Origin of the sequence: Francisella sp. 19S2-4, from assembly GCF_036281795.1 — a bacterium.
Classification (GTDB): Bacteria; Pseudomonadota; Gammaproteobacteria; order Francisellales; family Francisellaceae; genus Francisella.
The window spans coordinates 18956-43319 of sequence record NZ_JAWUZH010000012.1 but is presented as its reverse complement, the minus strand read 5'-3'; the positions used below and the strand labels follow the sequence as shown (position 1 = coordinate 43319).

Sequence of the window (24364 nt, the reverse complement as noted above, 5' to 3'; positions counted from 1 at the left end):
TATGATATTAAAAAAAGTAAATTTAGCATTGTTTTTAGTTGTTGGAGCTTCAAGCTCTGTATTTGCTGTAGGTTGTAATCCTAATGTTGATGGTGTTAAGTGGTATCATGTTTCAGCTGAAAAAAAAGCACTATATTATCAAGCATATAATGTGGCAAGTCAAAAAATAAAGCATGAAGTCAAAAAAGATAATCTTAAAAAAGACACTTGGGGTGTCATATTAGATATAGATGAAACTGCATTAGATAGCTATGCAAATGAGTATAAGAACTATAAAGATTATAAGTTTAAAGAAAGTATGTATAATCAAGCAGATGCCATAGCTACTCCTGGAGCAGCTAAATTTACTCATTTAATCCATGAGCTGGGAGGTTATGTGAGCTTTGTTACTAATAGAGGCGGTAATGATAAAAAAGAGTTTGATGCAACTGTTAGAAATCTAAAACAGCAACATATTTACTTTGATCAAGTTCTTTTTTCAAACGAAAAGGATGGTAAAGAGCAATTTAATAAGAATCCAAGGTTTAATGCTGTAAAAACAGGTGAGTATAACAAAGATATAATTCTAACAAATGAACTACCTGCTCATAAGGTTATAGCTTATTTCGGTGATAATATTCAAGACTTCCCTAATTTGCAGCAAAAGAACATGCAAGTTGCAGATTCAAAGGCATACAAAGAGTTTGGCTCTAAATATTTTATTCTGCCAAATCCAATGTATGGTAGTTGGCAATAAATAAGGAATTTAGCGTGGCAAAATTATATTTTAGGTATTCATCAATGGATGCTGGAAAAACTTTAGATCTTTTGAAGGTTGCATATAACTATGAAGATCGTGGAAGAAAAGCATTAATTTTAACTTCTGCAGTTGATAAAAGAGCAGGGTTAAATAAAGTTAAATCACGAATAGGCATTGATCAAGATGCTTACTCTTTGACAGATTATGATAATATTTATGATTTTGTTAAAAAATATAATCAAGAAGTTTCTATTGATTGCATACTAATAGATGAAATTCATTTTTTTAAACCTAATCAGATTTGGCAATTATCAGAAATTGTTGATGATTTAAATATTCCAGTAATTTGTTATGGTTTACGTACTAATTATTTAGGACAGCCTTTTGAAACAGCTGCTTTATTACTAGCTATAGCAGATACATTAGAAGAGGTTAAGACAATATGTCATTGTGGTAAGAAAGCTAGCTTTAATATGATGGTGCAAAATAGTAAAGCTATAAAAGAGGGTAATCCTATAGTTGTAGATGATGATTCATTAAAAGAAATAGATACTAGATATGTCTCAGTATGTCGCAAACATTGGAAAGATGGTGTATATGAATAGTTTTGGAGTAGAATAATTTATTAGTTCATAAGCATTAATAGCTGTTCAGCATTTGTAACTCCTAGATCTGCAGCCTTTTTATAGTACATCATAGCTTTTTCTTTATTAAAAGATACGCCATTTTCTTGTTCATCATAATACATATTTCCTAGCTCATAATATGCAGGGCCGTAGTTTTTATTAGCAGCTTCTTTGAAATACTCTATAGCTTTTTCATAATCTTTAAGATTATAGTAGTATATACCTGTATAGTATATTGCATAAACGTCTCCTTTTTGTGCAGCATGCTCAAGATTATAAAGTGCTTTATAGTCTCCTTTTTGTGCAAAGACCTGCATTCTTTGAACCTTTTCTTTAGGTGTCAATTGAATCTCTTTATTTGGATTTGCTGCTTGTTGAGATTGTTTATCCTGCTCTTTTATTGTTTTAGTATTATTTGAGTTTATAGTAGTATTTTGTTGTTGTGTTTTTTGGTTATTTTTAGTTGACAAATTATCAAAGACTACAGAATTATTGTTATCTAATTTTGTTGGTGTTGTTAGAGTTGATTGTTTTGGCTTATTCTTTGTAATACTATCAATCAAGTTTTGTATAAATTCATTTTTATTATTATAGAAGTAATATCTTAAACCCGCATATCTATTATTACTATCTTTATCACCTAAGTTTGTATTTAAAGATGAATTATTATTTTTAAATTTAGAGATTTCTAAAAATTTATTTATATAATTAAACTCAGTGTTTTTAGAGTTAATTATCCAATCATTTTCAATTTCTATGTCAGATATATTTTTATAAAATTCTTGTAGTTTATTTTTATCAGTATTTAATAAGTTGATATATATTAAACCATCTAAGTTTTTAAGTTTTTGTTTAGAGAGAATAGAGGGGTCAAGTTGTTTTCCCTGAGTCTCAGCTTTCTCTTTTTCCCCTAAAGCTTTTTGACGTTGTTTTCTTAATAGATCTTCAGACTTATCAATTTCTTTTTGAGCAAGATCTGCTACTTTACGATCAGAGCTATAAAGTAAAGATTGCCATAGTATTAATGCTTCTTTATGATTTTTTGCTTTTTCAAACATTATAGCTTGATCTATCATTGCAGGCTCATATTTTTTAGTTACAGCAGCTGCTAGATATTTGTCTTTAGTATTTGGCTCTTTTGCAGTTATTTTATTAGAGTCATATGCCAAATATATTTGATATAGAAGTTTTGGATCAGTTGTTGATATTAATCTAGGATTCGTCTCAAGAAGTTCAGCTAAACCTAAAATGGCTTTTTTATTACCAGCATCATATGACTTTTTGAAATATTCAATGGATTTCTGGTCATCTTTATTAACACCTTCTCCATACCTATATAAAATTGCTATTTGATTAAATGCTTGAGATGTATTAGATTTTTTATAATATTTATATGCATTTGAGTAGTTTTTTTGTGTTCCTAGGCCATACTGATATAAGTATCCAAGATAATAATAATCTAAATCTGTAGCTTTATTATCATCAGCAAGTTCTTTTAATATTTCAAAAGCAGCTTCATAACCTTTTGAATTTTTATTTTTGATATCAGATATGGCTTTAGAATGAGCTTCTAAAAAAGTTTGGTGAGTATAGTCTATATAGCTATTAACCCCTATAGCACAGGCACCAACTACCACAATCCCTATTAAGACTTTAATAATTCTTTTCTTTTTTGAGACTATTGGTTTAGTTTCTTCAGAAGCTTCAGGCATGTTATCTTGTTCAGACATTGATATATGAGTTTCTAATAAAATATTACTGTAAATTATATAACAGCTTTATCTTATATTTAAGAAATTTAGGTATTTTATATATATAAAAGTGTAATGATTAAATTAAAATTTAGTATAAATATAAACTATTCTTCAGAGGGAGTATTTTGTTTACTTTTATCTATTAACATTTGTTCTTTCTCAGCTTGTATAGTTTCAGGATCTTCTAAAGAAATCTTACCAAAATGTCCAGCTCTAAAATCATGAACTATATTTTTAGCAGCTTGTTTAATATTAAAATTAGTCTTTATTCCTGAGATATCTTTAATTATCTCTTGAGGATGTTTTTCTAGAAAATCTTTCTGATTTAAGAAATTATAGCGGACTAAGAAATTCTTAGTGTTTTTTTCTTTAAGAAAATCTAATAAGTAGCATGCGGTAGCTTCATAATCCATAGCTGTATCACGAATAGAACCTATACTTGCGATCCTAAAACCACTAGCTTCACTTTTGGGACTAGGAAACATAATCCCTGGAGTATCAAAGATCATGAAGCTTTTACTTATATCAATGCGTTGCTGAAGCTTTGTTACAGCAGGTTCATTCCCAGTTTTTGCAACTTTTCTGCCTGCTAATTTATTTATCATAGTAGATTTACCAACATTAGGTAGACCAAAAATAATAGCTCTAATTGGTTTTAAAACTGTGCCTCTATTAGGACATTTCTTCTGTGCAAGATCTATGATTTTTTTAACAATATTTTTATCCCGTAAGGTATTTACAGCAATAGCATTACCATTGTAGTAATTAAGCCATTCTTTAGTGATTTTAGAATCTGCAAGATCATTCTTTGAAAGTATTTTTATAATAGGCTTATCACCAACTATTTGTTCTAGAACTTGATTACTACTAGAGTCTGGAATACGAGCATCAACAATTTCTATAGCAATATCAATAGAGGGCATTTTCTTGCGAAACTCTTTAGTAGCTTTATGCATATGCCCAGGAAACCAATGTAACATTGTAGATAAAAATAATAAATTTAGTTAATATAAACCAAGATTTTACCTATTAGGGGGTATATATGCAAAGCTATATTTTAAAAGATGCTAGAATTTATTCTGATGAAGGTTTTGAAAATAAAGATATAGTAGTTAAAAATAATGTTATTCATGCTGTAGTTAAGCAAGTAAAAGTTACAGAATTTAATTTACCAGTTATTAATCTGACATCAGATGATTTTGTTCTACCTGGATTTATTGATATCCATATTCATGGATCAAAAGGTGCTGATGTAATGGATGGTGATGTTGATGCTCTTGAATTGATTTCAAAATCAATTTATAAGCAAGGTGTTACAAGCTATCTCGCAACAACAATGACAGCTCCAAATGAGCAGATTCTAAAATCTATGGATGCAATTAAGTCATTCAATAATAGATCTTATAATGATAGTGCAAAAATAGTTGGAGTTCATTTAGAAGGGCCATTTATATCTCCAGGTAAGATAGGAGCTCAAAACCCAAACTACCTTCAGGAAGCAGATGTTAATAAGTTAGCAAATTGGCATACAGCTTGTGATAATTTGATAAAAAAAATAACGATAGCCCCTGAAATAAAAAATGCTAATAAAGTAATTGAGTTTTGTAATAGTAAAAACATAGTAAGCTCTATAGGACATACTAATTGTACAATGGCTCAAGCTCTTGATGCTATAGAAAATGGCTGTACTCATGCAACCCATTTATTTAATGCAATGAGTCCAATTGAGCATAGAAATCCAGGAGCTGCTACGGCACTATTGATGTCTAAAAAAGTTTTAGCAGAATTAATTGTAGATGGCATACATTTACATCCTGATATGGTTAAATTCACATATGAGATAAAAGGTTCAAATAATATTGCTTTAATTACTGATGCAATGTCAGCACAAAATGCTGGAGAAGGTATTTTTGAACTTGGTGGACAAAAAGTAATAGTAAAAAATGGTCAAGCAAGATTGGAAAATGGAGTGCTTGCAGGTAGTGTCTTAACTATGAATAAAGCCCTAGAAAATGTGATAAAGTTTACAAGTTGTACTTTGCATGATGCCGTTAAAATGAGTAGCACAAACCAAGCAAAATCATTGGGATTAAAAAAAGGTCATATTAAAGTAGGATTCGATGCAGAGTTCGTTGTCTTAGATAAGAATTATCAAGTTAAACAAGTTATTGGTTAAAATATGAATTTTTTAGTATTAGATACATCAAGTAGATATTGTTCAGTTGCTTTATCTGTGAATGGTATCATTTATAATGATACAAGAGAAATACCTCGACAACATAATAAATACCTTTTAGAAATGATAAAAGGTGTTTTTGAAAAAGCAAATGTTGATAAAAAATCATTAGATTTTATTGCTTATGGGGTAGGTCCAGGAAGCTTTGTTGGAGTTCGACTTGCTGCTGCTGTTTGTCAGGGTTTTGCAGTTGGATTAGATATTCCAATTATTGGTTTTTCAAGTATGTTTACAATTGCAAAAAGTACAAAAGGTAACTTAGAAAAAATAGCAGTTATCCTTGATGCTAGAATGGGAGATTTTTATCTTGGTCTATATAATATACAAGAAGATAAGATTATTTCTGAAAACGTTCATAAACTAGAAGAATATTCTCAATACTTGCATGAGGGTTATAGATTAGTTGGTGATTCAATTGCAGAATTAAATATTCAAAATGATGATTTTAAATTAGATGTTGGTAATATTGTTGGATATGTTTCTGATTTATATACTAAACAAAAATCTCAAGGAAAACTAACACAAGAGGTATTCCCTATATACCTGAGAGGGACATCTCATTGGAAAACTAAGGAGTAATATTTTATGTGTAGATGGATTATGTATCATGGCGATAAGATAAAAATGAGTGATCTTTTAGTAGATCCAGAAAATTCATTAATGCATCAAAGTATACATTCATCTCAAGGAGCTGTGCCTGTTAATGGTGATGGTTTTGGGGTTGGCTGGTATACAAGTTTACATAAAGAGCCAGGGATATATAGAGATCCACTGCCAGCTTGGAATAATCAAAATCTAATATCTCTATCAAAGCATATAAAGAGTAGAAATTTTATGGCTCATGTTAGAGCTAGTACTATTGCACCAACATCTCGCTTAAACTGTCATCCTTTTAGGTTTGAAAGACATATGTTTGTACATAATGGCTCAATAGGTGATTTTGATGATATTCGTCAAGAGATTGAGCAATTAATTAAGCCTATGTATTTTAAGGCAAGATTTGGATCTACAGATTCAGAGGCAATGTTTTTATTGGCATTATCAAATGATTTAGAAAATGATCCAAAGGCAGCTATAATGAAATCTGTTGATCAGATTTTGAAAATCCAAGCAAGAAATGGTTTAGAAGAAAAAGTTAAAGCTAGTATTGCATATTCAAATGGAGAAACCTCATATTCTCTAAAAATCTCTACCATTGGAGATAAGCCATCATTATACTATATAAGTTATAATGACATTATAGATACTCTTGAAATAAAAAAGAAAAATAAACTAAAAAATGGTTTTGTAGTATTGTCAGAGCCTTTAGTTAAATCTGACTTGTATACATATATAGATAATTATACTTGTGTTGAAATTAAAGAAAATAAATTTAAAGTAGAAAAGTTATAAGGAACAAAAATGGCATCGCTAAATAAGAAGATTCAAAATGTTTCAGTTTCACCAACTAATGCAATGGCTGCATTAGCTAAACAAATTAAAGATGATGGTAATGACGTAGTCTCTCTGGCTATTGGAGAACCTGGTTTTAATACGCCTGATATTGTTAAGCAAGCAGGTATTGAAGCTATTAATAAGAATGTTACAAAATACACTAATGTTGATGGTTTAAAAGAACTAAGAGAAGCAATAGTAACACGTTACAAAAGAGAGTATGGTGTTAGTTTTGCTGCAGATCAGGTATGTGTGACATCAGGAGCTAAGCACAGTTTACATAATATTTTTAATTGTATTTTAGAAGAAGGTGATGAGGCAATTTTCTTTGCACCATATTGGGTATCTTATCCTGATATGATTGCTTTAACAGGAGCTAAACCTGTAGCTATTGAAACTAAGTTTGAAAATGATTTTGAAATTGATGTGGCAGATTTAGAAAAACATATTACAGATAAAACTAAAGCTGTAATTATTAATTCTCCAAATAATCCAACTGGTCTGATTTATTCAAAAAAATGTATTGAAGATTTAGCTAAACTTTTAAGAAAATATCCAAATATTTGGATTATTGGTGATGATATATACGATCAATTATTCTTTAAAGATAGAATTACATTAATTACAGAAGTAGCTCCAGATTTAGCAGATAGATATGTAATTGCTAGTGGAGTATCAAAGAACTTTGCTATGACAGGGTGGAGAGTAGGCTTTACAATTGCTCCTAAGATTTTGAATGATGCTATAAAGAAATTCCAATCTCAATCTGCTACGTGTGCTTGTTCAATATCTCAGTATGCAGCAATTACTGCTATGAACATGCCAGCTGAAGATTTGTTATACTTTGCAGAGTCTTATCAGCAAAAAGAGCAATTTGTTTCAAAATGTTTAAAAGATATGCCTTATATAGATGTTAAAAGTGCAGATGGTACTTTTTATTTATTTCCAGATCTTAGAAATCTAATTAAACATACTAATTTTAATAGTGATATTGAATTATGTAGTGCTTTGCTAAAAGAGGAATATGTTGCTATGATGCCAGGTACAGCATTTGGCTTGTCAGGCTTTGCAAGAATTAGTTGCGCAAATGAGATGTCTGAGTTAGAAAAAGCAATGGATCGGCTAGCTAAATTTGTTGATAGACATATTTCCAAATAATTACTTTTAAAATTAATACTCTTATACTTCTAAATCTATATATCTATTTAAATATTATAAATAGTTTCGACACATCAATTAATTACTGTTAAAATCGTATTATTATTGCTTTCTAAAATTCTTATATGAAAAAGTGTGGTTACATTTCAATAATTGGTAGGCCAAATGTTGGTAAATCTACTTTACTAAATAATATCCTTAAATATAAGGTTAGTATCACTTCTCGCAAACCTCAAACTACAAGACACCAAATTACGGGAGTCAAAACTATTGGTGACACTCAGTTTATATATGTAGATACTCCTGGAATTCATACTAAAGAGCCAAAAGCTATTAATAGATTTATGAATAAAGCGGCAACAACTATGGTGAAAGATGTTGATGTAATTTTATTTGTAGTAGAAATGGGTAAGTGGACTGAGCTTGAAGATAATATAGTTGAAAAGTTAAAGTACTCAGAAATACCAATATTTCTTGTAGTTAACAAAGTTGATAAAAAGAAATCTTTAGAAGCATCGATGTTTATTGAGTCTGTTAAAGAAAAATTAAGTTTCTATGATGTGATTTATGTATCTGCTAAGCAAGGTCATAATGTAAATGAGCTGGAGTCAAGAATAGAAAAGCTTTTGCCTGAGTCAGAGTATTTCTTTTACGAAGATGATCAAGTAACTGATAGAAGTATCAAATTTTTAGTTTCGGAAATTATTCGTGAAAAGATAATGCGTACAATAGGTAATGAAGTTCCGTATCAAATAGCTGTTGAGATTGATAGCTATAAGGTAGATCATGAAAAAAATATTGTTGATATTTATGCAAGTATCTTGGTTGAACGAGATAGTCAAAAAGGTATTGTTATAGGAGCAAAGGGAGCTAAACTTAAAAAGATTGGTACAGATTCACGTATAGATATTGAACGTCTAGTAGATATGAAAGTTAACCTTAAAACACATGTTAAAGTTAAAAGTGGTTGGTCTGATGATGATAGAGCATTAAAATCACTTGGTTATGACCTTATGTAAATTATGCAAAAACTTATTATTAATAAGTCGCGAAAGTATCGAACTATATTTTATGGATGCTTAATATTTTCAGCTAGCTTTATTTTGATAGTTTATTTTAGTGGCAGTAATATTAAGTATTTAGGATTATTGTTTATTCTAGGTTCAATATTTTTTGAATTTAAAGATAATAAACGATCTATAGATGCTATTGTTTTACCTGAGTTAGATGATAATAGTTTGAAGTTTATTATTGATAATAAATTAAGTGACTTTTGGCTAATAAGAAGACATATAATTATAAATGACTGGATATATTTATATGTTATCCAGCAAGGCTCAAATAAAAAGTTAAAGATATGGTTTCATAAGTCTAATTTTAATGACCAAAATGATATTAGAGATTTAGCAAGATATCTTTTATTTAATTAAAATAATTAATCTTTATCGTTCTATTGTGTATACTTCTAAATTAAGATATTTCCAATATATATTTTCTGATGTTACAGGAATTTAAATCTAAAATTAATAGCTTTTTAAATAGCACTCAAATAATAGAAAATGAGCTTCTAAGATATGCATATTCTACAGATGCTAGCCTTTATAGAATGGTTCCTAAGCTTGTATTATTTGTGAAAAATGAGCAAGAGGTAGTTGAGCTTATAAGAGTTGCGAATCAATATGACATTAAACTTACTTTTAGAGCTGCTGGGACTAGTCTATCTGGTCAAGCTGTAACTGATGAGGTATTGGTTGTATTAGCTTCTGACTCTTGGTTAGATTATGAAATTTCTGATAATGGTAAGAAAATTAAATTACAACCAAGTATTATTGGTGCTGAAGCAAATAAATATCTTAAAATCTATGATAGAAAGATAGGACCAGATCCTGGATCAATTAATACAGCTAAAATTGGTGGTATTATAGCAAATAACTCGAGTGGAATGTGTTGTGGAACTGCTAAAAACTCATATGCAACGTTAGAATCTATGCGAGTTGTTTTTGCAGATGGTAGTATTCTTGATACATCAGATCAAACTAGTATTATCAATTTTAAAACTACTCATAAAGAGTTTATTGATTCAATTTTAGAAATTAAACAACAGCTAGTAAATAATCCAGAGTTGGTTGATTTTATAACTAAGAAATTTGCTATTAAAAATACTAGTGGCTATAGCTTGAATGCTTTTCTTGATTTTAAAGATCCTATAAAGATTATTGAACGGCTTATAATAGGTTCTGAAGGTACTTTAGGTTTTGTAAGTAATGTCACATTAAATACAGTCCCAGAGTATAAGTATAAAGCTTTAAATCTAATATATGGAGATTTGGAGGATTTAATAAAATTAACAACGAAATTAGAACCTTTTTCACCATCATCTGTAGAGTTGCTTGATTATTTATCTTTAAAGTCTGTATCAAATGTGGCAGAACTGAAACCTTTTTTGATTCCTCTAGAAAATCCAAATATTGCTGCAATAATGGTAGAGTTAGCGGAAGATGCTGAGGAAGATTTAAATAATAGATTAGAACTTGTAAATAAATGTATACAAGATACTAGTATATACCATCAAGTAGGATTTAGAAAAGATGAATCTGAAATGCAAATTTTATGGAAAGCAAGAAGTGGTGTACTACCGACAATCGCAGGACAAAGACCTAATGGAAGTAGCGTTTTAATTGAAGATATTGCTGTAAATATTTTAGATTTACCGAATCTTATTACAGATGTTAAAGAATTATTGAATAAATACAATTACTCAAACGCCGCTATTTTTGGACATGTATTAGCTGGAAATATTCACTTTGTTTTGACTCCCAATTTCAATAATGAAAAAGAGGTTCTAGAATACGATCAGTTTATGCATGAACTTACACACTTGGTTGCTAAAAAATATAATGGTTCTTTAAAAGCAGAACATGGCAGTGGTAGAAATATTTCTCCATTTGCCATAGTTGAGTGGGGTAAGAAATGTTGGGATATTATGTGGCAAATTAAAAAATTATTTGATCCAGCAAATATTTTAAATCCAGATGTTAAGCTTACAAATGATAATAGTTTACATTTAAAAAATCTTAAAGAGCTAAATAGTGTTGATACTCAAATAGATAAATGTATGGAATGTGGTTTTTGTGAGCCTGTATGCCCATCAAGAAATTTAAGTTTAACACCAAGACAAAGAAATACTGTTGCTAGAAAAATTCAAACCCTAGATGATAGTACAAAACAGAGATGGGTTAAGGATTTTAATTATTATGGTATCGAAACATGTGCAACAACTAGTTTATGTAAGACTCGTTGTCCAGTGGATATAGATACAGGGGCATTTATTCTTAGTAAAAAAGCAAAAGTAGATAAGATAGTTAATCATGCTAGAGAAATAAATATAGCAAAACAGAAAGTTAAAATAGGTAATATGGCAGGTAGTGTCATTGGTAGAAGTAATTTACAAAATTTAACACAAAATCTTCATAACAGATTTAAATCTATACCAATATATTTAGAAACAATGCCTAGAGTACAAAAATCTAAATTTAATGATTCTCATGTTCTTAATAAAAAAGAAAAAGTTCTTCTTTTACCTGCGTGTCCAAATAGAATTTTTGCTAGTGAGCAAGATTATGCTAAATATCCTAGTCAAATGATTTTAGAAAAGCTTGGTTTTGATATTAGCTATCCAAATAATGTAAATAAGCAATGTTGTGGGCAAATGTATCATTCACAAGCAAACTACACTCAGCAAAAAGAAACACAAGATTTCTTAAAAAATAGTATAGATTTTAATAGTTATAAACATGTTATAACTGACAATAGCTCTTGTGCAAATTTTGTTAAAGATCAAGATCTTAAAATATCAAACATTAATAATCTAATTTTAGATAATTTAGAAAAGCTAAGCCTAGAAAAGAAATTTAAAAGAATTGCTCTACATATAGATTGCTCAACGAGAAAGCAGAATTTAGATCAGAAATATATTGATGCTTTAACTAAGTGTTGTAATGATGTGGTAATACCTGAGAGAATATATTGTTGTGGCTTTGCTGGAGATAAAGGTTTTACGACACCTGAATTAAATAAGGCTAGTCTCAACTCATTAGATACTCAAATAACAGATTGTGAGATAGGTGTTAGTTTTAATAGAAGTTGTCAAATAGGTTTATCCTACTATGGAAAAGTTAAATATATTTCTTTTATAGAATTACTTTTAGAATGTTCTACTACTAAATAAATCTATTTAGTCAATATTATTAAAGATATCTTGAGATACTTTTTCAACAGCTTGATCACCATTAACTTTAATATATTTTGGAGTTTTTGTATTGTTTGAGGAGAAGTTTCTATAAAAATCAATTAATTTCGCTGTTTGTTGATGATATACAGAAAGTCTTTCTCTTACAGTGTCTTCGTTATCATCTGTGCGAGTTATTAATGCTTCTCCAGTTATATCATCTTTATCAGCAACTTTAGGCGGATTAAATTTAGTATGATAAGTCCTTCCTGATGCAGGATGAACTCTTCGACCTGTAATTCTCTCTATAAGAAGTTCATTGGCAACATCAACTTCAACTATATAGTCTATATTTATACCAAGCTTATCTAATTGCTCTGCTTGAGCTATAGTTCTAGGTACACCGTCTAATAAGAAGCCATTTTTACAATCATCTTTAGATATTCTATCTTTGACAATTTCTATAATGAATTCATCTGAAACTAATTGACCAGCATCTAAGACTTTTTTTAACTCATTTCCAATTTGACTACCTGACTTAATAGTTTCTCTAATCATATCTCCAGTAGAAATATGAGCTATATTATATTTTTGTTCAATTATTTTTGCTTGAGTCCCTTTACCTGCTCCAGGAGCTCCTAGAAGTATTATACGCATAGTTTTATTAGCCTTAACCTTGAAAGAATAGTTTACATAACATGCATTTAATTATAAAATAAATGCCAATATATATCTATAAATAGCGTATTAAATTTTATATTAAGAAATATTAGTTTTTAGATTAAAGATAGCTAATTTTTAGGTTAAATGGGTAAGAAAAGAGAGCCAGATGATATCCTTATTACTTGAGAAAAAACGAAGACAAGCGCAAAAAACAGTTTTAGGTGTTGAGTTTGATACAGCATCACTAGCTGCTGTGAAGCTTAAAAAAACTCATGATAGCTACTCATTACTAAGTTGTGATAGTGATATTTTTCCTCCAGAAGCATATTTTGAGGATCAGCTGACCTCTGATTATGTTGGTGGGGTAATAAGTAATATAGTTACTAATAATAAATTAGGTTATTTTACGAAGTTGGGATTTACAAGTTATAATGACATAGATGTTATAAAAGAAGAACTTATATGTGATAAGAAAGGTTTAGAAATTATAGAGAAGCAAGGCGTGTTATTTTATATAGTGGAGCATTTTTTAAAGAAAAAATTTCCAGAAACCTATGCCCAAATTGCATTTGATTATGAAGATGATGTTAACAATAAAGGTCTTTTAACAGTATATTATATATCTGATATTGATAAGGTTAATCAATTACGTAATATAGCATCTAAAGCTAAAAAATCCTTATCAGTATGTACTTTAGATAAAATTATTATAACTAGTTTTGTGAATGATCTTTTTTTATCTGAAATCTCAAATAATTCGGGAGATATAGTATTATTGGGTTTGTATGCAGATAAGTTATCGATATGTAGTTTTTCTCCTAAAGGGGATTTTAGAAATTATGAGGTAATAAAAATCTTTGATACAAAAATGTCAGACGTCAGTTATATTGATGAGGTTATTCAGCTTTTATTAAGATTTATGGACTTTATGTCTCTAGATATAAGTGGTAATGATTTTGACTATTTTGATGAAGCTAATAATGCAAAAGTATATGTATATGGCCTTAAACAAAATTTTGAGAGTATTTTTGAATCAATTAGAGATCTATCTCAGAAACAATGTGAAGTATTAAATCCTTTTATTAATATTAACCATGATAATTTTGGAGAAATAGAACAGCCATATCGTTATGTAGTACCTGTAGCAATAGCTATGAGGGAGGCTTTATAAGATGAAAGAACTAAATTTTATTAGAGGGCGTTGGAGGAAAAAACAATTAATATACATGGTAATAGACTTTGTATTTATGGGAGTTGTTGCTTTTGTTTTAATGCTTTCAATATCTATAATCTTCTCATGGTCAAGTGATGAAGATATAAAAGTGAAAAACTATTTACAAACACAAATTTCCAAACTAAATAATCAAGCTTCGGAGTATAAAACAGTAAAAGATCAGCGAGATAAGCTTCTTGATCAGTCTTCAGATTTGGCAAATATTAAGGCAAGCCAATACTATATTTTACTTGGTATAGAAAAAATATCACGCGCTATTACAGAACAATTATATATAACAAATATTAACTATGTTACAAGTTCTGATATTTTAATATTAAATGGAGAGGTTAAGGATCTTAAACTTCTTTCTGTATTTATGAAGAATTTAGAAACAGAATTTAGAGTTAAAAAAGTTGAACTAAAAAGCCTAGGTTCTGAGAAGAATGGCCAAAGAAGTTTTGCTTTAGAGTTTAAGTTTGGTGAAGAAAATGCATTTAAGGGAGATAGTGTTAGATGAAGGAAAAAGTAGAAAAGTTTTTTCTATCTAATAAGTATTCAAAACTAATTATAGATGCTCCTTTAAAGATTAGACTTCCTATAATGTTTATTGTGCTTGTTATTTTTATGTTCTGTTTTTACTTGATGCTTGTAAATCCTGTATTGTTAGAGGAGCAAAGAGCTCAGGCTCAGATTAAATCTATGGAAGCAAGAATTCCTAGCCTTGTTAAAAAACAAAAAGACTTAGTAGCTTTGCAAAATGAAGTGAAAATACTAGAACATCATAATGCTGAAGAAAGGTACAGTATTCCAGAAAAGCACTCAGTACCAATATTTTTATCGACTCTTAATGAGGCTATTAGTAGTTCTGGAGTAACTGTGATAGATTTGTCTCCAGCAGGTGTTGAAAAGAATAAATATTTAGATTTATATGCATTAAATTTTAAAGCTAAGCTAAGCGGAACGTTTCCTCAGATGATAAAGCTATTTGTTGCTTTAATTGATATGAAAGATATTGCAGTTATTACAAACATAAATATTAAAAAAGAGTCTGATACTAAGTTGCTTATAGAATTAAATTTACAGACCTATTCACGTCAGGGTGTGGGGGCTTAGTTCAAATGATTAGATTTAATTTTTTAGTATTTATTGTATTTACTTTTCTAGCTACATATAGTTTAAGCTTTGCTAATTATGAGTCTAGAGTTAAACAGATTGATCAATTAATAGCAAATAAAATGAGTACTATAAAAAGCTCAGAAAAATTAGAAATCCCTGAATATAAAGGTGATACATTAACTTTTAAAAGGCTTTCAAAAATAAGAAATTTATTTGATATAAATCATAGTTTACCTTTTGAAAAAAAGAAGATAACTCCAAAACAACATAAAGAAGTTGTTAAGCTAAAACCAATAATTATTCCTCCACAATTACAAAAAATTATGGATGCTAAACCTACAAATCTTCAACAATATCCAGTAAATTCTTTTAAGTTTGAAGGGACTGTTTATCAAAATAATCAAAAATGGGGAGTTGTTGAAAATCCTCAGGAAAAAAAACCTATTTATCTAAAACAGGGTGAGTTAATAGGTCAAAATTATGGCCAAATTGAAAATATTACAAAAGAAGGCATTCTTGTAAGCGAATGGAAAAAAGATACAAATAAAAGAGTTTGGGAAAAAACTCAGGTAGTTATACATTAAGGTAAAACAATGTTTTTTAGAAAAAAGAAATTATTAGCTATTTTGACGATATTAGGTGGAGTTTTGGGATATGATTCAGTTTTGGCTGAAGCAACAAAAAATGGTTCGGTAACTACTAATTCAAACCAGTCTGAAAAAGCAACAACCCCTGAAACGAAAGTAGTTGGTCGTGAAGAAAATAAAAATACTAATGATAAGCATATAAAAGATCTTGAGTTTCACCGTAGTTTAAATGGCGGTGCTGTATTTGAGGTTTTGTTTGAAGAAAATATTAGTGGTTTTTCTGATTATAAAACCAAATTATCACAAGATGGATATACTCTAACAATTACTTTTAATGACACTACAATATCTGATAGATGGGTTAGTAATATAGATACTAAAGTATTTAATACTATCGTAGACTCTATAAGAGTGCATAAAGAAAAAAATGATGTTGTTTTTGTTATACATTCACTTGATAGAATTGCTTTGAATGATTTAAAAGAAGGTGATGCTTTTAAATTTAAAATTGATAGACGTAATAGTCGTGTAGAGGGATTTAATATTAATGAGCCAATTTCTATTTCTTTTAAAGATGCTCCTGTACAAACAGTATTACAAGTATTATCAGAGTTTGCTGGATTAAATCTTGTTGTTAGTAGCAGTGTTCGAGGAAATATATCTATTGATTTAAAAAATGTTCCTTGGAATGAGGTTATGAATATAGTTCTTGTAAGTAAAGGTTTAGCAACTAAAAAAATGAATAGCATATTATATGTTGCAACAGCTGCTGAGATTGCTGCTCAAGAACAACTTGAATTACAGACAAAACGTTCTTTAGAAAATAACGCGACCTTGGTAACAGAGTTTATACCACTAAATTATACTACAGCTCAAGCTGCACAAACAGTAATTACATCTATGGCAAAGCAAAATGGTGGCATAATGTCGCCAAGAGGTAGTATAACTTCAGATGCTCGAACGAATACACTTATTGTAACTGATACAGAGGAAAAGATGCCTCGTATTAAAGAGGTTCTTAATGAAATTGATATTCCAAACGATCAGGTGTTAATTGAGTCAAGGATTGTCGAAGTTGCTAGAAGTAGTACTTTAAAACTTGGTTTTAATTATGGTTTTCAAGGTGGTGGAACTAATGTGGCATTTAATACTTTTAATTTAGGCGCGGCAGGTGCTGCGGCAAATCCTGTAACTGATTTAGCAGGAGCTACAGCCGAGCTAGGCTATGCTATTTTTGGCGGAGCTAAGTTAACTGTTGAAATACAAGCTCTAGAGGAAGAAACTTTAGCTAATCAAGTTGCTTCGCCACATTTAGTCGTAGCGAATAATGAGACAGCTTTTATTAAGCAAGGTGAGGATATTCCTTATAACCAATCTACAGCATCAGGTGCGGCATCTATTGCTTTCCAAGAAGCTGTTTTAGAGCTTCAAGTTACTCCACAAATTGCTCCAGATGGTAATATAGTTATGGATTTGCTGGTAACAAAGAACAGTGTTAATCCGTCAACAGCAACAGGTGAGGGTAATCCTCCTGCTATTAACAAACGAGAAATAACAACTAAGATAATGACCAAAGATGGTCAAACAGTTGTGATTGGTGGAATCTATGAGAAGAAACAAAATGAAACCCGTAATAAAATTCCTATTTTAGGAGATATTCCATACTTAGGATATTTATTTAGTTATACAGAAATATCTGACACTGATACTGAACTTTTAATATTTATAACACCAAAAATTATCGAAACAAAAATACAAAGATAAATAAGTATATAATAGTTGCAAAAATATACTTATTTAGGTATCTTATATAGCTATATTTTTATATAAAAGGGGTGATTAGTAACTAACTATCACAGTGTGTAATTAACTTATAATTTTGAGTCAAAAATGATAAGAACAAAAAATATTTTCTTAATAGGTCCAGTAGGTGCTGGAAAATCTACTATAGGTAAACAATTAGCTAAAGAATTAAAGCTAGAGTTTGTTGATTCTGATGAAACCATAGAAAAAAAATGTGGAGTTGATATTAATTGGATCTTCGATTTAGAAGGTGAAGAAGGTTTTAGAAACCGTGAAAGAGATGTTATTGCTGAGATTTTGTCTGAAAAACAAAATATAGTATTAGCAACAGGTGGTGGCGCAATACTAGATCCTGATACAAGATCTTTATTGTCATCTAGAGGAAAAGTTGTTTATTTGGAAGCTACTATTGAGCAACAATTAGAAAGAACTGCTAAAGATACTAAAAGACCTTTGTTAAGAGTAGATGACAAAAGACCAGTTTTAGAAGAGTTAATGGCTGAGAGAGAGCCTTTATATAGAAGTATTGCTGATGTTGTTGTTGAAACAAACGGAGCAACAGTGAAAAATATTGTTAATAAAATATCTACATTTTTAGTAGAAGAAACAATCCTGTGATAGACAAATTACATGTAACTCCAACATCTAGCGATAATTATGAAATAATTATAGATTCATCGTTAGATTTTTCTTATATATCTAAATATTTATCTAATAAACAAGTTCTAATTATAACAAATACTACTATTGAAAAGTTATATTTAAATAGTATATTTGAATATGTATCTAGTAAGACACAGGTAAAAGCATGTATTCTAGAAGATGGTGAACAATTTAAATCACAACAAAGCTTAGATAAAATTTTAACTTGCTTGTTAGAAAATAAATTTACGCGCTCTTCTACAGTGCTAATTGCTCTTGGTGGAGGTGTAATAGGGGATATAACTGGTTTTGCAGCAGCTATTTATCAGCGTGGAGTTGATTTTATTCAAATACCAACAACGCTACTTTCGCAAGTAGATTCTTCTGTAGGGGGTAAAACAGCTATAAACCATACTCTTGGAAAGAATATGATAGGCGCTTTTTATCAGCCAAAGCTGGTTTATACATCAGTAGAGTTTTATAAAACATTACCTTTAAGAGAGTTTATCTCAGGGATGGCTGAAGTAGTAAAATATGCCTTTATTTCGAAAGATTTTTATATCTGGTTAGAATCTAATCATCAGAAGATCTTAGATAAAGATCAAAAGACTTTAATTGAGATGATAAAAAGAAGTTGTCAGATAAAAGCTCAAGTAGTTGCTGAAGATGAAAAAGAGTTAACAGGAGCAAGAGCAATTCTTAATTTTGGACATACATTTGGTCATGCTATTGAGAAGTGTCAGAAGTATCTTGGTTTAAAACATGGCGAGGCTGTTGGTGTTGGTATGGCTCAAGCTATTGATTTTTCATGCTTTTTAGGAATATTAAATTTTCAGCAAGCTAAAGAGTTTAAAGAATTTATTACTAGTTTTGATATATCTATAGAATTTCCAAGTAATATTGATAAAAGAGAATATCTTGATGCAATGCTTTTAGATAAAAAAAATAGTAATAAAATGCTTAAATTTATTTTAGTTAGAGATATTGGAGAATTACAGTTAATATCCGAATCACGTAGTAATCTTCAGAAATTCTTAGAAAACTAAGTTTGTCTAGAAAATTTTATTATTTTTATTATAAACTCTAATGAAATTTGAAATAACTAATAGAATTTATGATTAGAAACTTTTTAATCACAATTAAATGTTTCTTTTCGCAGTGATTTTATATATCAAGAAAGGTAATATTAACTCTTACTATCAATTAAATTTCTTGTAGCTTTTTTTAACTGATTTCTATAGTAATCTAGATTTCTAGATGATTCATCTTTTAGATCTTTGATTTGTTGAGTTAGAAAAATTATTTGATTTTCTAGACTTTCTTTTAAATCTGATATTCTTTGCTTTGTTTGCTCTTGGATAAGATCACTATATGACTTTGCATCTTTAGCTAATCTTTCAGCTGTTTCACGACGGATACTTTCTTTAACTAAAGCAGAGTAAAGTTTTTTAATTTTTATTTCATCATTTGGTTCATTTAAAAGTGTAGACCATTCTTCCGATATATTACTAAATAGATCTAGTTCATCAATTTCTTGAAGTATTTTTATAGCATTTTGACTAATAGCCATTAGATTTAAGTCCTTATAAATTTTTTGGTAAAACTATATTTATAGAGAAAATTAGTACGTAAATTGAGTTATTTTCATAAAACTAGCTAAATAATACCTAATTGTTTGGTTAATTTAAAGAGTATTTTTTTAAATAATTTGGTTAAGTATATTGGTTGTATCAATTGTATGGTATAAACTAGTGTAATTCTTATATTATATGGTTTATTTAAAGACATGCTTATAAAAAATAATGATCTTATATTTAGTTCTTCTGAAAAGATAAAATACTCGGCAAGAAGAGGCATGCTTGAGTTGGATATTATACTAGCTCCATATCTAAATAATTGCTATATGAAAGAAGACCTTAAAAATAAAAAACTTTTTGTAGAATTCTTAACAAGTGAAGATAGTGATATGTTTGATTGGCTTTTCAAAGGAGTAGAAGCTCCTCAAAAATATCAAGAATTAATACAAAAAATTGTAAATGAAAAGAAAAAATTTAATAAAGATAATTTAAAGTAGGAAAGAGGAAGTCTTATGAATAATTTACTAAACCATACAGGTGAGTATCCTATTTCTAAGGAAATAATGAGTATTTCTCAATATTGGCTTATAAATGAAAAGCAAGCGGTTACGAATCTTGTAGAAAAAGCACAAATTTCAAGTGTTTCAAAAGCAAAAGTTCGTGAGAGAGCTTATGATTTAGTAGCACAAGTGAGAAAAAATAGACTTAAAAAATCTGGTATAGATGCATTTATGATTGAGTATGATCTCTCATCAGAAGAAGGTATTGTTCTTATGTGTTTAGCTGAAGCATTATTAAGAGTACCTGACAAATATACTATAGATTTACTTATTAAAGATAAATTAACAAGTGCAGCTTGGAAAGAGCATGTTGGTATGGAAAAGCATTTATTTGTGAATGCTGCAACTTGGAGCTTAATGCTAACAGGTAAAATCTTAAAAGATAGTAAAAACTCATATAGAAAAGTTTTCCAAAATTTTCTTAAGAAAACAAGTGAGCCTGTAATTCGTCAAGCAATGAAACAGGCTATGAAAATTGTTGGTAAGCAATATGTGCTTGGTGAAACAATAGAAGAAGCTCTAAAAGTATCTCAAGTGAAGGTTGCTAAAGGATATAGCTATTCTTATGATATGCTTGGTGAAGCTGCAATGACTATGGAAGATGCTGAGTATTACTACAGTCAGTATTTACATGCTATAAAAGAACTTGCCAAATATGCAGTAAATAAAGAAATCAAGAAAAATCCTGGGATTTCAATAAAGTTATCTGCCTTACATCCACGTTATGAGGTTGCGAAACATCAAAGAGTTCATGATGAATTATATCCAAAGTTATTAAAATTAACTGAACTAGCAAAAGAATATAATGTAGGAATGAATATCGATGCTGAAGAAACAGAAAGGCTTCAAATATCATTAGAATTAGTTGAAAGATTGGCTAATGAAAAATCATTAGAAGGTTTTAATGGAATAGGTATAGTTGTTCAGGCATATCAAAAGAGAGCTCCTTATGTTCTAGAGTATTTATCAAACCTTGCAAAGAAAACTAATAGAAGATTCATGGTACGTCTTGTAAAAGGTGCTTATTGGGATGCTGAGATAAAACATTCTCAAGAACAGGGCTTAGAGGGTTATCCTGTATTTACACGTAAATATCATACTGATGTATCATATCAGGCTTGTGCTAAACAACTTTTTGAAAATCATCAATATATTTATCCGCAGTTTGCGACGCATAACGCTCAAACAGTAGCTGTTGTAATGGAACTAGCTCAAGGGAATAAGGATTTTGAGTTTCAATGTTTACATGGGATGGGAGATCCCTTATACGATAATATAGTTGGTAAAGATGGTTACGAAGAGATTCCTTGTAGAATATATGCTCCTGTTGGTGGACATAAGCATCTTTTAGCTTATTTAGTTAGAAGACTTTTAGAAAATGGTGCTAATAGTTCTTTTGTAAATAGAATTGTTGATGAAAATTTACCAATAGAAGAATTAATTGAAGATCCAGTTAAGAAGGCTGTAGATCATGGTTGCGATCAACATCCAAATATTCCTTATCCAAAAGACATTGTAGCTCCTAGATTAAATTCTCAGGGCTATAATACTAATGATTTTGCTATTTTAGAAAAAATGTATAGTGATATAGAGAAGTATACTTCTAAAAATACATATAAAGCAAAGCCAATAGTATCTAACGTTAAGTTTGATAAAGAAGAATCTGAAAATGTAATTAATCCAAATACAAATGAAGTTATTGGTAGTGTGATTAATGCAGATGCTAAAATAGCAAAAAGGGCATTAAAAAATGCTCAAAGCGCATTTAATGATTGGAATGATACTCCTGCAACGCAAAGAGCAGAGATATTAGAACGCTTTGCAGATCTATTGGAAAAAAATACAAATGAGTTTATTGCTATAGCAATGATTGAAGCTGGTAAAACTATATCTAATGCGATAGATGAGGTCAGAGAGGCTGTAGATTTTTGTCGTTATTATGCGGCTCAAGCTAAAAAAGAATTTAATGGTCCGATAGATTTACCTGCTCTATCTGAAAACTTAAAACAAATAGAGTTTAGTGGACGAGGAGCTATGGTATGTATTAGTCCATGGAATTTCCCATTAGCTATATTCTTAGGTCAAATCACAGCTGTTCTTGCTGCGGGTAATACAGTTGTAGCAAAACCAGCTGAACAAACTCCTATAATTGCATACAAAGCTATCAAACTTTTATTCAAAGCGGGTTTACCAAAAGATGTATTACAATTTACACCGGGTGATGGAGCTACAGTTGGTAGTGCTCTAGTTAAAAGCCCTGTTTGTAAAGGTGTTATTTTTACAGGCTCAACAGAAGTTGCTGGAATTATAAATCAAACACTAGCAAATAAATCTAGTGAGATAGTTCCATTTATTGCTGAAACTGGTGGTCAAAATGCAATGATTGTTGATTCATCATCTCTTCCTGAACAGGTTACTGCCGATGTTATGCGTTCAGCATTTGATAGTGCTGGTCAGCGTTGTTCAGCATTACGTATTTTATGTCTTCAAGAAGATATAGCTGATAACTATATTAAAATGATAGTTGGAGCAATGAAAGAGCTTAAAGTAGGTGATTCTAAATATATTGATACTGATGTTGGACCTGTTATTGATAAAGAAGCAGCTGATAATTTAAATGCATATATAGAGCAGAAGAAAAATCAGTTTAAGCTAGTATATCAATTAGAGCCAAATGAGAAGACAAAAAATGGCACATTTGTGATGCCTACAGCTTTCGAAATAGAAAAACTATCTGACTTAGGTAGAGAACAGTTTGGGCCAATTTTACATATATTAAGATTTAAAGCTAATCAATTAAGTACTCTTGTTGATGATATTAATGCTACGGGTTATGGTTTGACAGCTGGTGTACATAGTAGAATTAATGAAGTGATGAACTATGTTAAAAATAACATCAAAGCTGGTAACGTTTATGTAAATAGAAATATTGTCGGTGCTGTAGTTGGTGTTCAACCATTTGGTGGCCAAGGTAAATCTGGTACTGGTCCTAAAGCAGGAGGTCCTTTTTATATGCATCGCCTAGCAAATGAAAAATTATCAGGTGTTGGCGCTGTTGAAGAAATATACAATCCTGAAAAGGTCGCAAATGATGAGAAAGTTACTAATAAGCTTATAAAAGATAATTATACTATTTCAAGTATAATAGCTGGAGAGAAGATTAAAAAAGGTAATGCTAGAAATCTTAAGTCGGCAAATGAAAAAATAATAGGTAAAGCTTTTTATGCATCAGTTAATGAGGTTGATAAAGCTGTAGAAATAGCTAGCAAAGAAGCAGATATTTGGAATTCTATTAATGCAGAACAAAGAGCCAACACTATTGAAAAATTCTTAGAGTTGTTAGAAAAAGAGCGCAATTTAATAGCTTCATGTCTTGTTGTTGAGTCAAATGTATCTGTAGAGGATGCTCAGATTCAAATAGATAAAACTATACAGCAAGTAGCATACTATTGTTTACAAGCTAAAAAAGAGTTTTCACAACCACAACTTTTACCAGGGCCTACAGGTGAGATAGATGAGTTAAGTTTAAAAGGACGTGGTTTAGCTGTTAGTATGTGCTCTAGTTGTGATTTGCTAATTAGATTTGTTGGTCAAACTACAGCAGCATTACTCGCTGGTAATACTGTAGTAGCTAGACCAGCTTATACTGGTAACTTAACTGCTTATAAAATTATTGAGTTAATGCTTAAAGCTGGAGTTAGTAATAAGGTTTTACACTTAATATTATCTGATGAGGAAGAGATATCTTCCGCTTTATTATTTAGTAGTAAGGTAGCATTTGTTACATTCTCTGGTAGTGTACCTGCAGTTAAACAAGTTCATCAAGCTTTAGCATTACGTCGAGGCGCTATTATTCCTTTTGTGGCAGAGAGTGTTGCTAAAGATGGCAAATGTACAAGTTTAGCTATAGAAACAGCTTCACCATTATACCTGCGTAGATTTGTCGTAGAAAAAACAGTTAGTGTTGATACGACAGCTTCTGGAGGTAATGCTTCATTAATGAGTTTAGAAGAATAAAAAAATAT

At 29.9% G+C, this 24364-nt stretch carries 22 protein-coding genes; 18 read left to right on the top strand and 4 right to left on the bottom strand.

Annotation, left to right across the window (positions count from 1 at the left end; genetic code table 11):
• The first annotated feature begins 1 nt into the window (after position 1).
• Positions 2–736, top strand: coding sequence for an HAD family acid phosphatase (locus tag R8535_RS04135; protein ID WP_329496797.1), 735 nt, complete (start codon positions 2–4; stop codon positions 734–736).
• Positions 737–750: 14 nt separating this feature from the next.
• Positions 751–1344: a thymidine kinase gene (locus R8535_RS04130; RefSeq protein WP_329496798.1), complete on the top strand. Its 594-nt coding sequence runs from the start codon at positions 751–753 to the stop codon at positions 1342–1344.
• 20 nt (positions 1345–1364) lie between these two features.
• Here R8535_RS04130 and R8535_RS04125 read toward each other — a convergent pair whose 3' ends face one another.
• Entirely contained in the window at positions 1365–3095 is a 1731-nt protein-coding gene (locus R8535_RS04125) for a tetratricopeptide repeat protein (protein ID WP_329496800.1), read from the bottom strand.
• Between the two features lie 128 nt (positions 3096–3223).
• Positions 3224–4099: a ribosome biogenesis GTPase YlqF gene (gene ylqF / locus R8535_RS04120; protein WP_329496802.1), complete on the bottom strand. Its 876-nt coding sequence runs from the start codon at positions 4097–4099 to the stop codon at positions 3224–3226.
• 62 nt (positions 4100–4161) lie between these two features.
• Here ylqF and nagA point away from each other — a divergent pair, with 62 nt between their 5' ends.
• The 7 genes from nagA to R8535_RS04085 all read left to right on the top strand — a co-directional run bounded on the left by nagA (position 4162) and on the right by R8535_RS04085 (position 12175).
• On the top strand, positions 4162–5295 hold the full coding sequence (nagA, locus tag R8535_RS04115) for an N-acetylglucosamine-6-phosphate deacetylase (protein ID WP_329496804.1): 1134 nt from the start codon (positions 4162–4164) through the stop codon (positions 5293–5295).
• 3 nt (positions 5296–5298) lie between these two features.
• The gene (tsaB, locus tag R8535_RS04110; RefSeq protein ID WP_329496806.1) at positions 5299–5934 is read left to right on the top strand and encodes a tRNA (adenosine(37)-N6)-threonylcarbamoyltransferase complex dimerization subunit type 1 TsaB; all 636 of its coding nucleotides are present in this window, start codon (positions 5299–5301) and stop codon (positions 5932–5934) included.
• Between the two features lie 6 nt (positions 5935–5940).
• Positions 5941–6747: a class II glutamine amidotransferase gene (locus R8535_RS04105; protein ID WP_329496808.1), complete on the top strand. Its 807-nt coding sequence runs from the start codon at positions 5941–5943 to the stop codon at positions 6745–6747.
• Between the two features lie 9 nt (positions 6748–6756).
• On the top strand, positions 6757–7947 hold the full coding sequence (locus R8535_RS04100) for a pyridoxal phosphate-dependent aminotransferase (protein ID WP_329496810.1): 1191 nt from the start codon (positions 6757–6759) through the stop codon (positions 7945–7947).
• Between the two features lie 125 nt (positions 7948–8072).
• On the top strand, positions 8073–8966 hold the full coding sequence (gene era / locus R8535_RS04095; RefSeq protein WP_329496812.1) for a GTPase Era: 894 nt from the start codon (positions 8073–8075) through the stop codon (positions 8964–8966).
• 3 nt (positions 8967–8969) lie between these two features.
• Entirely contained in the window at positions 8970–9377 is a 408-nt protein-coding gene (locus R8535_RS04090; RefSeq protein WP_329496814.1) for a hypothetical protein, read from the top strand.
• Positions 9378–9445: 68 nt separating this feature from the next.
• Positions 9446–12175 carry an FAD-binding and (Fe-S)-binding domain-containing protein gene (locus R8535_RS04085; protein ID WP_329496815.1) on the top strand — a complete coding sequence of 910 codons (2730 nt, stop codon included), beginning with the start codon at positions 9446–9448 and terminating at the stop codon, positions 12173–12175.
• 6 nt (positions 12176–12181) lie between these two features.
• Here R8535_RS04085 and adk read toward each other — a convergent pair whose 3' ends face one another.
• Positions 12182–12832 (bottom strand): adenylate kinase, encoded by a 651-nt coding sequence (gene adk / locus R8535_RS04080; protein WP_329496817.1) that lies wholly within the window; start codon positions 12830–12832, stop codon positions 12182–12184.
• A gap of 172 nt (positions 12833–13004) precedes the next feature.
• Here adk and R8535_RS04075 point away from each other — a divergent pair, with 172 nt between their 5' ends.
• The 7 genes from R8535_RS04075 to aroB all read left to right on the top strand — a co-directional run bounded on the left by R8535_RS04075 (position 13005) and on the right by aroB (position 19248).
• A complete protein-coding gene (locus tag R8535_RS04075) occupies positions 13005–14009 on the top strand; it encodes a type IV pili (RefSeq protein WP_329496819.1) in 1005 nt (334 codons plus the stop codon).
• A 1-nt stretch (position 14010) separates the two neighbouring features.
• Positions 14011–14571: a PilN domain-containing protein gene (locus R8535_RS04070; RefSeq protein WP_329496821.1), complete on the top strand. Its 561-nt coding sequence runs from the start codon at positions 14011–14013 to the stop codon at positions 14569–14571.
• A complete protein-coding gene (gene pilO, locus R8535_RS04065; RefSeq protein ID WP_329496822.1) occupies positions 14568–15167 on the top strand; it encodes a type 4a pilus biogenesis protein PilO in 600 nt (199 codons plus the stop codon). Before R8535_RS04070 ends, pilO begins: the two co-directional genes overlap by 4 nt.
• A gap of 5 nt (positions 15168–15172) precedes the next feature.
• Complete coding sequence (locus R8535_RS04060; RefSeq protein ID WP_329496824.1) at positions 15173–15754, top strand: pilus assembly protein PilP; 582 nt, start codon at positions 15173–15175, stop codon at positions 15752–15754.
• A 9-nt stretch (positions 15755–15763) separates the two neighbouring features.
• Positions 15764–17521: a type IV pilus secretin PilQ gene (locus R8535_RS04055; protein ID WP_329496825.1), complete on the top strand. Its 1758-nt coding sequence runs from the start codon at positions 15764–15766 to the stop codon at positions 17519–17521.
• Between the two features lie 126 nt (positions 17522–17647).
• Entirely contained in the window at positions 17648–18178 is a 531-nt protein-coding gene (gene aroK / locus R8535_RS04050) for a shikimate kinase AroK (protein ID WP_329496827.1), read from the top strand.
• Complete coding sequence (aroB, locus tag R8535_RS04045; RefSeq protein ID WP_329496829.1) at positions 18175–19248, top strand: 3-dehydroquinate synthase; 1074 nt, start codon at positions 18175–18177, stop codon at positions 19246–19248. The genes aroK and aroB overlap by 4 nt, the downstream gene beginning before the upstream one ends.
• A 140-nt stretch (positions 19249–19388) precedes the next feature.
• On the opposite strand, the gene R8535_RS04040 is transcribed toward aroB, so the two are convergent.
• Entirely contained in the window at positions 19389–19772 is a 384-nt protein-coding gene (locus R8535_RS04040; RefSeq protein WP_329496831.1) for a kinesin, read from the bottom strand.
• Between the two features lie 216 nt (positions 19773–19988).
• On the opposite strand from R8535_RS04040, the gene R8535_RS04035 reads away from it, so the two are divergent.
• Both R8535_RS04035 and putA read left to right on the top strand, forming a co-directional pair.
• The gene (locus tag R8535_RS04035) at positions 19989–20276 is read left to right on the top strand and encodes an FAD assembly factor SdhE (RefSeq protein ID WP_329496833.1); all 288 of its coding nucleotides are present in this window, start codon (positions 19989–19991) and stop codon (positions 20274–20276) included.
• Between the two features lie 15 nt (positions 20277–20291).
• Entirely contained in the window at positions 20292–24356 is a 4065-nt protein-coding gene (gene putA, locus R8535_RS04030) for a bifunctional proline dehydrogenase/L-glutamate gamma-semialdehyde dehydrogenase PutA (RefSeq protein ID WP_329496835.1), read from the top strand.
• Positions 24357–24364 lie beyond the last annotated feature (8 nt).